Source organism: Roseateles sp. P1_C1_2 (assembly GCF_056406535.1).
In genome coordinates this window covers 16325-28915 of record NZ_JBFUAB010000008.1, presented here as the reverse complement: position 1 = coordinate 28915, position 12591 = coordinate 16325, and the positions used below count along the sequence as shown (strand labels likewise).

Here is a 12591-nt window from a genome sequence, read left to right as displayed (position 1 = left end):
GGCGAATCAACTCCGGTTCAGATGTCAGGCCGTGTGGCGTGGGCTGAAGGTCCTGGGGAAGAACACGGGCGCCGAGCGGTCCTTCAGGCGGTAGCCCATCGGTGGCCGGTTGGATTCGCTCTCGACAAAGCCGACCTCCTGCAGAAAGTCTGCCGCCATCATGCGGGTGCGAAAGCCGCTCTTGTCGATGGGGCGCCCCAGCACCACCTCATAGGTGCGCTGCAACTGTGGCAGGGTGAAGGGCTCGGGCAACAGGAAGGCGGGCAGCGAGGTGTACTCGACCTTGCCGCGCAGGCGCTCGACGCCCGCCTGCAGGATGTCGGCGTGGTCGAAGGCGAGCCTGGGCGCCTGCAGCAATTCGTCCACCTCGAACCAGGCGACGTCCGCCGCGTTGGCGCCCTTGGCCAGCTCGAGATCCTGCGCCGCGATGAGCGCGAAGTAGGCGTGCGTCGCCGACCAGCCGCGTGGGTCACGCGCCGCGCCGCCCCAACTGCCCAACTGCTCCAGGTAGGGCGAGGTCACGCCGGTCTTCTGCAGCAGCTTGCGGCGCGCGCAGGCCAGCAGGTCCTCGTCCAGGCTGACGTTGACGAAGCCGCCCGGCAAGGCCCAGCGCCCGGGATAGGGCTCGGCCGTGTCCGATGGCCGCTGCACGAGCAGCACCTTCAACGCGTCCTCCAGCACCGTGAAGATGACGACGTCCACCGTCGTGTAGGGCCGGGGAAAGTCGTTGACCGGTGCTGCCGCCTTGGGGGTTGCCTTGCTCGCCATGAATCCGCTGCCTCTTGACGTTCCAGGATATAGGTTGTACTGTACACCTTATAAAGTTGTATTGAGCAACTTATAAGTCGAAGGAAGGAAAGGAATCATGTTCGGCATTCGCTTCATCAAGTCACAACCCACCACCCACCTGATGCAGTTCCGCGGCGGCAAGCTGGCGCGCCAAGGCGCTGGGTTGTCCTTCTATTACTACGCGCCGACCACGACGCTCGTCGCCGTGCCCGTGGCCAGCCATGACCGGCCGTTCATGCTGGACCTGGTGACGTCGGACTTCCAGAGCGTGACCGTGCAGGGGCAGGTGACCTATCGCATCAGCGAGCCGCAGCGCACCGCCGCCCTGATGGACTTCTCGCTGCGTGCCGACGGCAAGACCTATGCGTCCGATGATCCGGCCCGCCTGGCGGACCGTGTGGCCCAGCAGGCCGAGGTCATCGTCCAGCAGGCCGTGCAGGCGCTGGACCTCAAGCAGGCCTTGCGCTCCTCGGCGCTGATCGCAAGGACGGCCCAGCGTGAGCTGGGCGTGCAGCCGGAGATCGAGGCGCTGGGGCTGGAGATCCTGGGCGTGTCCATCCTGAGCGTGAAGCCGACGCCCGACATCGCCCGGGCGCTGGAGGCCGAGGCGCGCGAGTCCAATCTGCGGGCCGCGGATGACGCGGTCTACTCACGCCGCATGTCGGCCGTGGAGAAGGAGCGCGCCATCCGCCAGAACGAGCTGGACACGGAGATCGCCGTCGAGCACAAGCGCCGCGAGATCAGTGAAACCAAGCTGGAGGCCAAGGCGGCCCTGATGCGCAAGGACAACGGCCTGCGCGCCGAGCAGATGGACGCGGACATCGAGCTGGAGGAGAGCCGCAAGGCCTTCGTCAGCGGCCAGGCGGCCAACAGCCGCACGCTGGCCGAGGCCGAGGCCCATCGTGTTGCCAGCGTCATGACGGCCCTGAGCCAGGCGGACACGCGCGTGGTGCAGGCCCTGGCGGCTGTCGGCATGCAGCCGGCCCAGCTGATCGCGCAGGCCTCGGCGGCATTGCCGAGAACGCCGAACGCATCGGCCAGTTCAATATGGCGCCCGAGCTGCTGCAGTCGCTGCTGGGGCACACGCTGCCCGAAACCGAGGGAGGCAGGCGTGAACGCAGCCGTTGAACGCAAGGTCGTGCTGGTCACCCGCAAGACCCGGCTGGAGGAGCTGATCGCCAGGTACCACACGCTGGGGCAGGCGCGCTTCTACATCGAGCACCTGGGCGCCGACTTCACGGACTATGTGCAGGAGAACCTGGCCTATGCCGACAGCCTGCAACGGGTCTGTGCGGCGCTGCGGGATTGGGGGCGCCATCAGGTGCTGGACCGGGCCCTGCTGCCCAACTTCGTGTTCGCACCGGACGACATCGTGATGGCGCTGGGGCAGGATGGCCTGGTCGCCAACACGATGAAATACCTGGAAGGCCAGCCGCTGATCGGTGTGAATCCGGAGCCCGGCCGCTGGGACGGCTTGCTGCTGCCCTTCGAGCCCTGTCATCTCGGCGCCTTGCTGAGGGATGTCTCGCGGGGGCGGCGGCCGACCCGGGCGGTCACCATGGCGCAGGCCCGGCTGTCGGACGGGCAGACCTTGCGCGCGGTCAATGACCTGTTCATAGGGCCCCGCAGCCATACCTCGGCGCTCTATGACATCGCCCAGGGCGACAGCCACGAGCAGCAATCGTCATCGGGCGTCATCGTCTCGACCGGCCTCGGCTCCACGGCCTGGTTGAAGAGCGTCATGACGGGGTCGTTGGCGCTGGCCACTGCTTCAGGCGCAGCGGGGCGAGGCGCATACCGGCCCATGGACTGGGATGCGGATCACCTGACGTTTGCGGTGAGGGAGCCTTTCCCGACACGGCGCACGCAGGCCAGTCTGGTCTACGGCCAGGTGACGAAGTCGGCGCCGCTGAGCCTGCGATCCAGAATGCCCGAGCATGGCGTCATCTTCTCCGACGGCATGGAGGCGGATTTCCTGCGTTTCACGGCGGGCATGGAAGTGACGGTGAGCGTGGCGCAGACGCAAGGGATGCTGGTGACCTGATCAAAGAACAAGACGAATGAAATGAATTCCAAATCTCAACTGACAGCCGTCAGCAAATTTCTCAGCCTGGTGCTGAGACACGAACCGCATCGCATCGGCCTCCAACTCGACGAAGCGGGTTGGTCATCGGTCGACGAGTTGCTGGGCAAGGCCGCAGCGGCTGGAAAGTCGATTTCGCGTGCCGTGCTGGATGAAGTGGTGGCGGGCAGCGACAAGCGGCGCTTCGCCTTCAGCGAGGACGGCCTGCGCATCCGTGCCAACCAGGGGCACTCCATCGAGGTCGACTTGGACCTGCCCGCCATCCAGCCGCCGGACCTCCTCTTCCATGGGACCGCGTCGCGGTTCGTGGAGTCCATCCTCAAGAGTGGGCTGGAGCGCCGGGCGCGACATCATGTGCATCTGACGCAGGACCGCTCGACGGCGTCCGCTGTCGGGCAACGCTACGGCGAACCGGTGCTCCTGTGCGTCGATGCCAAGGCGATGGCCGCCCAGGGGCACGAGTTCCGTTGCTCTGCCAATGGCGTGTGGTTGGTCGATGCCGTGCCCGTCGAGTTCATCCGTGTCGAGCCGTGATGACGAGCCCCTGGCCTTGAACTTCACATTGACCTCACCGACCTCTCACTGAGCTCACCGCCGGTTTGCAAACTTCGGGGCAGGGCAGCCGGTCCCCTTGCGCATCTCGCGTCAAGGGCGGCATGCCGGGAGGCTTGCATGAAGGTCATCTTGATCAACCCGCCGCACACGGCCATCGGCAGTCGCATTCCGGACGATCATCTGCCGCCGCTGGGTTTGCTCGGCATTGGCGGGCCCCTGATCGACGCCGGCTTCGCGGTCGAGCTGATCGATGCCGACCTGGAGAACATGCCGCTGGAGCGGATCGTCGAAGCAACGGCGCGCAGGCAGGCTGACGTGGTGATGCTGGGGCATTCCGGCTCCAGCTCCGCCCATGCCACAGTGGTCACGCTGTGCAGCGCAATCAAGCAGCGGCTGCCGGGCGTCACGGTCGTCTATGGCGGCGTGCATCCCACCTACCACTGGGACGAGATCCTCGCCGACTGCCCTTGCATCGACATCATCGTGCGCGGCGAGGGCGAGCAGACGGCCGTCGACCTGATGCAGGCCTTGAGCCGTCAGGGCGAGTTGCACGGGCTGCGCGGCATTGCCTTTCGCGAAACGCGCCCCGACGGCCCGCCGAGGGTCGTCGAAACGCCGGCGGCCCACATGATCCGCAACCTGGACGATTACCGCATCGGCTGGGAACTGATCGAGCACCGCCGCTACACCTACTGGGGCGGCAAGCGCGCGGTGGTGCTGCAGTTCTCGCGCGGCTGCCCCTATCTGTGCAACTACTGCGGGCAGCGCGGCTTCTGGACGCAATGGCGCCACCGCGACCCGGTGAAGCTGGCCGGGGAAATTGCACGGCTGCACCGCGAGCAGGGCGTGGAGCTGATCAACTTTGCCGACGAGCTGCCCACCGGCTCGCGCAGGATGTGGCGGGCCTTCCTCGAGGCCTTGATCGCCGAGCAGGTGCCGGTGCTGCTGGTCGGCTCGACGCGGGCCGGCGACATCGTCCGGGATGCCGACATCCTGGCGCTGTACCGGCAGGCCGGCGTCATCCGTTTCCTGCTGGGCATCGAGTCCTACAGCGAAAGCACGCTCGCCCGCATCGGCAAGGGCGCCAGCGTCCAGGAGGACCAGCAGGCGATACAGCTGCTGCGCCAGCACGGCATCCTGTCGATGGCGACCTATGTGGTCGGGTTCGAGGAAGAGCGGGACGCGGATCTGTGGCGGTCGTTGCGCCATCTGCTGCGCTACGACCCGGACCAGATCCAGCTGCTGTACGTGACGCCGCACCGCTGGACTCCCTTCTACAAGACGGCGGAACACCGCCGCGTCATCCAGCTCGACACGCGCCGCTGGGACTACAAGCACCAGGTGCTGGCGACCCGCCACATGCCGCCGTGGCGGCTGTTCCTGTGGTTCAAGGCCATGGAGCTCATCCTGCAACTGCGGCCCAAGGCGCTGTGTCGGCTGCTGCTGCACCCGGATCCGGTCATCCGCCAGTCGATGCGCTGGTACTCCGAGATGGGGCGGCGCACCTGGTTCAAGGAGGTGTTCGAGTTTGTGTTCAAGACCGTGCGGCAGCGCCGGGGGCCAGAGCTGAAGGCCTTCCTGGGGCCGACGCTGGAAACCAGGGAATACGCCCTGGACAAGGCCGCGCCGGCCCGGCGAACCATTCCCTTGAAAGAAGTGCGGCCATGACGACCGGCAACGACGAGGCGCACTGGCTCGAAGTCGTCGATGCCAAGGGCCTGTTCCCGGTCAAGGTGCTCGGCCCCTATGCGACGGCGCGGCTGGCGGGCCGGGCGCAACGTGGCGTCATGCGCCTGCTGAACCTCGGCCGCTACAGCGTCGCCGTCGTGTCGCAGCAGGACCTTGAAGGCCGCGCCCCGCGCAGCAGAGAGATCACCTCATGAACAGCTAGGCCACGGCAATGGGCAGGCGCTGGTCGAGGCTGTTCTGGTCGGTGCAGAAATGCAGGTCCTTCAGGTATTTGGGCTCGTAGCTGCGCACGTCGTAATGCACCCACGTCGGCGCGATATCGGCCGGCTCCAGGGACTTGCGATTGCTGCCCAGCCAGCCGACCTGGGCATTGGATTTCTCGACCAGCAGGCCCCTGATCTCGTTGCAGCGCTCCATGTCCTCGCGCTTTCCCATGTCGGGCGAGAGGGCGATGTCGATGTCCACGGCCTTGCCGTGATGGTTGGTGGTGGTGCGGCCCTTGCGCTCGTTCTCGACGCTGCAGCGATAGCCCGACGTGAACGAGAACCTGAGCTCGCGGCGGTAGGAGAACAGGCCGCGAGCCGCCCAAAGAATCATCCGGTGAATGCCGGGGTACTCGTAGCGATGGAACTGCTCCTGGCCCTTGCCGCCATTCATGTAGAGCCCCTTGAACTTGCCCTGACCGAAGCCGCCGCAGACGCCGCAAGGGCAGCGCAGCTGCGCGAAGTCGATGGGGAATTTGCGGGCCATGTCGTCGATGGCCAGGAAGGTGGCCCGGTCGACCACGCTGGTCGGCGAGGCCATGCCCATGTAGTCTTTCTGGAATGCCTTGACCTGGAGCTCCGTTCCCGGGCCGAAGTCGCCATCGGGCAGCGTGCCCCGAAAGCCGGCCAGCCGGAGTTGCAGCTCGGCGACGTCGTCGCCACTCATGTCTTTCTTCAAGACCCGGTCGCCGTAGGGCATCTGATCCTCCTCGCAGGTGAGCGGATGGTGTGGGCAGCTTCAGCCGCTGTCCACACCTCCAGTCCTCAGCGTTGAGGATGCGGCGCCTCGGTGGCCAAGTCAGTTCGATCCATGCCCGTAGCTGAAGGCCCGCGTGATCGTCCACGTGGTGCCTTGCTGGCGCCACAGCATGGTGAACTCGGCGCGGCCTTCGCAGGGGTGGGTCGTGCCGCCTGGCTTGTAGTGGCAGAAACGGTGCTCGCCGCGGGCCAGCGCGCCGTAGCCCTTGATGGGCCAGACCTTCAGCGTGCCCGGCACCAGCTCGCGCTGGAACTTGCCGCAGACGTTGGCCCGGGTCTGGGCGATCATCACGTCGCGCGTCCACGAGACGCCGCCGTTGTCGTGATAGAACTCGACGTTGGGGTCGAAGAAGCTCGCGTAGCGATCGAGCTGGCCGGGGGCCTCGCAATGGTTGAAGGCTTCGAAAGCTGCTGCGTCCAGCGCGGCCACGGTGGCTGTCAGCTCTTCGGGCGCTGGGGTGTCCGCCGCCTGGGCGGCAAGCATCGTGACGCCGGCGAGCGTGGCGACGAGAAGGCGGTGGAGGGGAGCGATCATCGATGGGCCTCGGGTGGGATGGGAAGGCCGCATCCTCGTGGCAGGCCGCCGGGCGCGCCCCGCTGCTGCGACAGGCGGTGACAACGCAGCGACAGGCCGGCTATCGCCGCGACAGGGCGCGCGATGTCTGCATACTCCTTCGATGGACAGACCGCCGATGCAAGCCTCCGGGGACCTCTACACCTTCATCCGCACGTCGCCCTGGGGCCGGACGCTGGCGCCGGGCGATCTCGATCTGGTGCTGGCGGGCGCCATCGAGCGGGTGTATTTCCCGGGCCAGTCCATCGTGCGCGCCGGCGGCGAAGCGAGCTACTGGGTCGGCATCATGGACGGACTGGTGGTGCAGAAGGTCGTCAGCGAACGCGGCGAGGAAACGGCCCTGACCGCGGCCAGCTCGGAAACCTGGTTCGGCGAAGGCACGCTGATGAAGCAGGGCATCTGGCAGTACGACGCCGTGGCCCAGCGCGAGACCAAGGTGGCGCTGATCCCCTTGCATGTCTTCCAGTGGCTGCTGGACAGCAGCCTGGCGTTCAATCAGTTCGTCGCGCGTCTGTTGAACGCCCGGCTCGGCCACTTCATGGCGCTGCTGGCGATCGGGCGTCTGACCAGCATCGACTCCAGGGTCGCGCACATGCTGGCCAGCCTTTTCGATCCCTATCTCTACCCCAACCGCTCCAAACTGCTGCTGCTGAGCCAGAGCGAAATCGGGCTGCTGGCGGGCGTGTCCCGGCAGCGGGCGAATGCGGCGCTGAAACGCCTGGAAGCCGCCGGGCTGATCGAAACCCGTCGACAGGGCATTTGCGTCATCGACGTCGAGGGCCTGAGAAGCCGATAGGCCGGCAAGTGGCCCCAGAAGCCTCTAGAACCACTCCACCGGCAAGGCCAGGCCCACACCCTTGAGCAGGCCGGCCCGCGCCGCCTTCAGCTCGGGTGTCGGTGCCGGCCAGCGGCGGTAGACATGCAGGAAGTCCAGCACCACGGTCGTGTTGTTGGACGCCTCCTGCTGGCCGCGGCGGGCGCCGGGGTTCACATAGTCCTTGTGCATGACGGCGCCACCGCCGGCGATGTGGCGGGGCAGGGCGCGCGAGCAGACGCCGAGCAGCCAGTCCCAGTCTTCCTGGGAGGCCAGATGGGCGTCGAAGCTCAAGCCCTGCAGCAGGCTGCGCCGGTAGGCCAGGCAGTGCAGCGGGATGAAATTCTTGACCCACAGCGTGTTGACGTCGGCGCCCGCCAGCGGCGTGGTCTGGCGGCCCAGCTCGGGGATGCCGGCCAGCTGGCGGTCCTCGGTGACGACGGTGATGTCGGTGAACAGCACCTGGGCATCCGCGCGCTCGCAATGCGGTTTCAAGGTGGCCAGGTGATGGGGCTCGAAAGTGTCGTCGTCGTCCAGGAAGATGACCCATTCGCCGCGCGCCAGGGCCAGGCCGCGGTTGCGGCTCTCGGCGGGGCCATTGGCGCCGCTGCGCTTCAGGAAACTGTCGTCCGGGCCGAGATCGCGGGCGATGACGGCGGCCGTTTCAGTGTCCAGCGCGTCGGCCACCAGCAGGATCTCGAAGTCGGTGCAGGTCTGGGCGCGCAGCGAGGCGATCGCCCGGGCCAGCGTGGCCGGCCGGTCGTGCGTGGCCATGACGATCGAGAAGAAGGGCGACGGCATCGCCGCGTTCACACCTTGCGGCGGGCGATCGCCAGCAGCGAGATGTTGTTGAAGAACCAGATGCCCTGCAGGTCCAGCGTCGTGTACTTGTGGATGACGTTGGCCAGCGTGTAGGGCGTGTACCAGCAGTTGTGGTCGGGGTGCACGACTTCGACAAAGGTCTCGGCCTCCGTCTGGTAATCGAAGTGGCGGCTGAAGCAGCTGTAGGCGTCGGGCACGGTGATGACGTATTCCTTGGCGCCGACACGGTCGAGCTGCTCCAGGAAACCCTTCACGTCGGGCACATGTTCCAGCACCTCGGGCACCAGCACGAGGTCGTAGTCGTCCTTGACCTGGTCCCAGGACGAGAACAGCCGGCCCTTCAGATGCGGCAGCATGTGCGGGAAGGCCTCGTCATGGATGTCGAAGCCATCGAGCTGGCAGACCTGATCGAGCTGCAGGTGCAGGGAGCGGTTCAGGTCAGTGATGGGCCAGTCGACGCAGCCCACGTGCAGCACGCGCTTGCCGCGGCACATCTCCTGCAGCACCGCCACGCGCGGATGGCCCATCAGCTGGCGGCTGACGGGAATGCGGTGCACGAAATAGGGCGAGTGGGCGCGCTCCAGCGCCGACACCGGCGGCAGGCCTTCGGGCTGACACAGGGCCGGCCTGGGGCCGCGCTCGGTTTCAGGGGACGTCGTCGTCTGGCTCATGCCACGCTCCGTGTATGCAACTCGTCGTAGTTCCGGCGCGTGCTGCCCCATTCCTGGTCGGCGAACACGGGCCCCTTGCCGCTGTAGCGGATGCCGGAGTAGTGCTGGGGAATGAAGAAGTGGCTGGGCCAGATCGTCAGGTTGATGTAGTTGTATTTGCGGTGGGCCTCGGTCAGGTAGAGCGGCCCGACGCTCTGCCAGGCCATGCGGTCGATGACCGTGGGCTTTTCCTTCAGGTCCAGGATGAGCTGGCGGAAGAAGGGGTTCTGCGGCTCGGAGGCGACATAGCCCGCCGCGATCAGGCTGGGGCGGATGATCTCGTTCTCCCAGCAGGCGCAGGCCTCGCAGTCGAACAGCCAGGGCTCGAGCGRGCGGCGGCAGATGCTGTCGGCATCGACGACGAAGCCGCCTTCGCGGAACAGGATCTCCCAGCGCATGATGTCGGCGACGCCATTGAGCTCGCGGCCCGACATGGCACGGATGTGGTCGGCGTTGTACCAGCCGTAGGACATCAGTTCGGCATTGCCCCAGATCTTGAGTTCCCAGTCGGGGTTGTGGGCCCGCCAGGTGGCTATGCAGTTGTCCGGTCGTTTGGATTCGTCGCCGACCCAGATGATGTGGATGGTCTTGGGGATCATGGTGCTCTCCTGAGCCTATCCAGCGCAGTATCCGGCCGCGGCCCGGCGTCGCTAGCCCGGAACTGAGGCCCATTGTTTGCCCTTTTGCCTTCTGGGTGGGCGATTGGCCTCGCCTATGCTTGGCCCCAGCATCATGACCCCACGGCTTTTCGTTGCCATCGGCAGCTCGCACCTCTTTGGCCTGATCGACCGCTATATCGAGCCGGTGTCATCGGCCAAATACCGCTCCGTCTGGTCGACGGGCGTGCCGTTTCGCGAGCCCATCGAGCTGGAGGCGCCGGCCGGCTGGCGCGGCGAGCATGTGCTCTACAACACTCCCGTGGCCGGGCCGCCGCCGCTGCTCAAGGAGGGGGTGCTCTACATCCCCGACGTGCTGAGCGGCGTGCTGGGCCATATCCCCGCCGAGGCCGACGTCATCTTCTCGCTGCTGCGCGGCCAGGAGTTCGCCATCGCCGCCCTCGTCGACGACCCCTCGCACGCCGACTTCCTGGGCGACGACGGCCAGATGGAGGCGGGGCGGCGCTGGATGTCGCGCGCCGATGCGCTGGAATGGGTGCGGCAGATCGCCGAGCCACTGTGGACGACGCACCTGGCGCTGCGCCAGCAGTTCCCGCGTGCCCGCATCGTGCATGTGCCGGCGCCGCCGCCGGTGGAGTCGCACGAGCACATCCTGGCCAATCCCGAGGCCTTCGGCGCGCTGTTCGCGGTGCATGGCATCAAGCCGTTCGCGATGCGCCAGCGCATCTACCGGCTGATGTACGGCGACCTGAACCAGCGACTGGCCCAGGTGGGCGTCGTCAGCATTGCGCCGCCCGCAGGCGCTCTGACGGAGAACGGCGGCCTCAAGGCCGAATTCGCGCGCGGCTGCCTGCATGGCAACGAGCTTTATGCCGAGCTGCTGGCGCAACAGATACGGGAGGTGCTCGCGCATGCCTCATCCCTATGAGCAGATGCCGGCTGGAGCCTTCTGGCGCAAGACCGTCAGCGCCCAGGCCTGGGGCCAGCTCGACTTCAAGCCCAGCACCAAGTTCAAGCTGACTCCGTCGCTGAAGATCGCGACCGCCGGCTCCTGTTTTGCCCAGCACATGGCCAGGCGGCTGGAGAGCTTTGGCCTCAGCCACTGGGTGGTCGAGCAGGCGCCTGCGGGCGTCACACCCGAGCGTGCGCGGGAGCTGCAGTACGGCGTGTTCTCGGCCCGCTATGCCAATGTGTACACGGTGCGCCAGCTGCGCCAGTTGGTCGAGTTCGCCTTTGGCCTGCGCGCGGACGACAGCCCCGTGCTGACCGAGAAAGGCCGTTTCTTCGACGGCCTGCGCCCTCGCATCCAGGCCGGCGGCTATGACAGCCTGGCCGATCTGCGCGCCGACCGTGCCTGGCATCTGGCCCAGGTGAGGCGGCTGTTCACCGAGTGCGACGTCTTCGTCTTCACGCTGGGCCTGACAGAGGCCTGGGTGGAGCAGGGCGGTGGCATCGTCTTCCCGGTCTGCCCGGGCACGGCGGCGGGCGAGTTCGACGCCGCGCGCCATGGCTTCGTGAACTTCGAGTATCCGGAGATCCTGGCCGACCTGGAGTGGGTGCGCGAGTTCGTCGCCGCTGTGAACCCGGGCATGCGCTGGATCGTCACCGTGTCGCCGGTGCCCCTGGTCGCCACGGCCACCCAGCACCCGGTCATCGTCGCCTCCAGCTACTCCAAGGCCGTGCTGCGTGCGGTGGCAGGGCGCTTTGCGGACGCGCACGAGAGCGTCGAGTACTTCCCTTCCTTCGAGATCATCGCGTCGGCCCAGAGCTTCGGCCAATACCTCGAAGGCGATCTGCGCGAGGTCTCGCCGCGGGGCGTCGACCATGTGATGCGCCAGTTCTCGGCGGCCTTCGTCGAGTCGGGCGAGCGCGTGGCCGCCGTCGCATCGACGCTGGCGGCCCAGGCCGCCGCCGCAGCCCAGGTCGAGTGCGAAGAGCTGCTGAACGACAGGCCCTGATCACATCAGGCGCGGCAGCCACATGCCCATCGCCGCGCCGAAGATGCCGACGGCCATCGCCAGGCTCAGCAGCACCAGCGTCACTGCCAGCACCCTGGCCCGGCCGCGGGCGCGCAGATAGAGCTCCAGCACGGCCAGCGGCAGCAGGAACTGCGCAAAGCTCAGCGCGTCGACGAAGGGGCCGGTGAAGGTCTTGGGGTCGAAGCCCACCGGCGCCCGCCAGACCATCAGCCACAGCATCAGCCCGACGCGGAAGAACCAGACACCGTTGACCGCCATGAAGAGGCGCAGGGCCCAGCGCCGGTGCTCGGTGAAGCGACGGGCCCGCGCGTCGCGCCAGGCCAGCCCCGCGAAGGCGAGGATGAGCAGGCCGTTGAGGCTGATGGCGAAATGCATCGTGAAGCCGCCGACGGTGCCCTTCACCCACACGAGGTAGAAGCCGCTGACGGTGCCCAGCAGGGCGCCCACCATGAAGACGCGGCCGAGGTTGCGGTGCAGGGCCGGCGCATTGCGCCGCAGCGGCGGAATGAGCTGCAACACGCCGATGCCCGTCATCAACAGCGCGAAGACGAGGTGCACGCTGAGCAATCCATTGCCCAGCCAGTCCCCCGCCACCCAGCGGGCCTGGCCGGGTGGCCCACCGAGGGCGGCACGGCCATAGCTGATGCCGATGTAGCTGGCGAAGATGGCCAGGCCGGTGGCGGCGACGAGAAACCAGAGACCGGCCGCGCTGGCGAGCGGGCGGCTGGGGCTGCTGACGGTGCTCATGGAAGCTCCTGCTGGCGTGATGGCCGGCGGCATTCTTCGCAGCGCCGCGCGCGGGGTCGCCGGCGGGCCGACGGGCCGCAGCGGGACCTTGACGAACTGCAGCGGCGGCCGACAGGCGGAAATAAACAGGCCCTGCGGATTGCTCCGCAGGGCCTGCGAGGGCCGGCACCCCGTGCCGGCGTCAGGAGAT

General features: G+C 67.2%; 14 protein-coding genes. 7 read left to right on the top strand and 7 right to left on the bottom strand.

The window, feature by feature from the left end:
• Window positions 1-24: 24 nt before the first annotated feature.
• Window positions 25-768, bottom strand: a complete 744-nt coding sequence (locus AC1D2H_RS09270) for an NUDIX hydrolase (protein ID WP_478010737.1) — start codon at window positions 766-768, stop codon at window positions 25-27.
• A gap of 97 nt (window positions 769-865) precedes the next feature.
• Between AC1D2H_RS09270 and AC1D2H_RS09265 the strand changes: the two genes are divergently transcribed.
• From AC1D2H_RS09265 to AC1D2H_RS09250, 4 genes are all read left to right on the top strand, one after another.
• Window positions 866-2833: an SPFH domain-containing protein gene (locus tag AC1D2H_RS09265; RefSeq protein WP_478010736.1), complete on the top strand. Its 1968-nt coding sequence runs from the start codon at window positions 866-868 to the stop codon at window positions 2831-2833.
• A gap of 21 nt (window positions 2834-2854) precedes the next feature.
• On the top strand, window positions 2855-3406 hold the full coding sequence (locus AC1D2H_RS09260; protein WP_478010735.1) for an RNA 2'-phosphotransferase: 552 nt from the start codon (window positions 2855-2857) through the stop codon (window positions 3404-3406).
• A 138-nt stretch (window positions 3407-3544) separates the two neighbouring features.
• Entirely contained in the window at window positions 3545-5095 is a 1551-nt protein-coding gene (gene bchE, locus AC1D2H_RS09255) for a magnesium-protoporphyrin IX monomethyl ester anaerobic oxidative cyclase (RefSeq protein WP_478010734.1), read from the top strand.
• Entirely contained in the window at window positions 5092-5310 is a 219-nt protein-coding gene (locus tag AC1D2H_RS09250) for a hypothetical protein (protein ID WP_478010733.1), read from the top strand. The genes bchE and AC1D2H_RS09250 overlap by 4 nt, the downstream gene beginning before the upstream one ends.
• A 4-nt stretch (window positions 5311-5314) precedes the next feature.
• Here the strand turns inward: AC1D2H_RS09250 and AC1D2H_RS09245 are convergent, their stop codons facing one another.
• Both AC1D2H_RS09245 and AC1D2H_RS09240 read right to left on the bottom strand, forming a co-directional pair.
• Window positions 5315-6046 (bottom strand): peptidoglycan-binding domain-containing protein, encoded by a 732-nt coding sequence (locus AC1D2H_RS09245; protein ID WP_478010732.1) that lies wholly within the window; start codon window positions 6044-6046, stop codon window positions 5315-5317.
• A gap of 132 nt (window positions 6047-6178) precedes the next feature.
• Window positions 6179-6673 carry a nuclear transport factor 2 family protein gene (locus AC1D2H_RS09240; protein WP_478010731.1) on the bottom strand — a complete coding sequence of 165 codons (495 nt, stop codon included), beginning with the start codon at window positions 6671-6673 and terminating at the stop codon, window positions 6179-6181.
• A 157-nt stretch (window positions 6674-6830) separates the two neighbouring features.
• Between AC1D2H_RS09240 and AC1D2H_RS09235 the strand changes: the two genes are divergently transcribed.
• Window positions 6831-7508 (top strand): Crp/Fnr family transcriptional regulator, encoded by a 678-nt coding sequence (locus AC1D2H_RS09235; protein WP_477933959.1) that lies wholly within the window; start codon window positions 6831-6833, stop codon window positions 7506-7508.
• A 24-nt stretch (window positions 7509-7532) separates the two neighbouring features.
• On the opposite strand, the gene AC1D2H_RS09230 is transcribed toward AC1D2H_RS09235, so the two are convergent.
• The 3 genes from AC1D2H_RS09230 to AC1D2H_RS09220 are packed head-to-tail and all read right to left on the bottom strand — an operon-like array spanning window position 7533 to window position 9657.
• On the bottom strand, window positions 7533-8327 hold the full coding sequence (locus AC1D2H_RS09230; RefSeq protein ID WP_478010730.1) for a glycosyltransferase family 2 protein: 795 nt from the start codon (window positions 8325-8327) through the stop codon (window positions 7533-7535).
• An 8-nt stretch (window positions 8328-8335) separates the two neighbouring features.
• A complete protein-coding gene (locus AC1D2H_RS09225) occupies window positions 8336-9019 on the bottom strand; it encodes a class I SAM-dependent methyltransferase (protein WP_478010729.1) in 684 nt (227 codons plus the stop codon).
• Window positions 9016-9657, bottom strand: a complete 642-nt coding sequence (locus AC1D2H_RS09220; protein ID WP_478010728.1) for a glycosyltransferase family 32 protein — start codon at window positions 9655-9657, stop codon at window positions 9016-9018. Before AC1D2H_RS09220 ends, AC1D2H_RS09225 begins: the two co-directional genes overlap by 4 nt.
• A gap of 133 nt (window positions 9658-9790) precedes the next feature.
• Between AC1D2H_RS09220 and AC1D2H_RS09215 the strand changes: the two genes are divergently transcribed.
• Together AC1D2H_RS09215 and AC1D2H_RS09210 are read left to right on the top strand one after the other, a co-directional pair.
• The gene (locus AC1D2H_RS09215; protein ID WP_478010727.1) at window positions 9791-10603 is read left to right on the top strand and encodes a hypothetical protein; all 813 of its coding nucleotides are present in this window, start codon (window positions 9791-9793) and stop codon (window positions 10601-10603) included.
• The gene (locus AC1D2H_RS09210) at window positions 10587-11633 is read left to right on the top strand and encodes a GSCFA domain-containing protein (RefSeq protein ID WP_478010726.1); all 1047 of its coding nucleotides are present in this window, start codon (window positions 10587-10589) and stop codon (window positions 11631-11633) included. The genes AC1D2H_RS09215 and AC1D2H_RS09210 overlap by 17 nt, the downstream gene beginning before the upstream one ends.
• Here the strand turns inward: AC1D2H_RS09210 and AC1D2H_RS09205 are convergent, their stop codons facing one another.
• Window positions 11634-12401, bottom strand: coding sequence for a DUF2306 domain-containing protein (locus AC1D2H_RS09205; RefSeq protein WP_478010725.1), 768 nt, complete (start codon window positions 12399-12401; stop codon window positions 11634-11636). It abuts the gene before it with no gap.
• Between the last annotated feature and the right edge of the window lie 190 nt (window positions 12402-12591).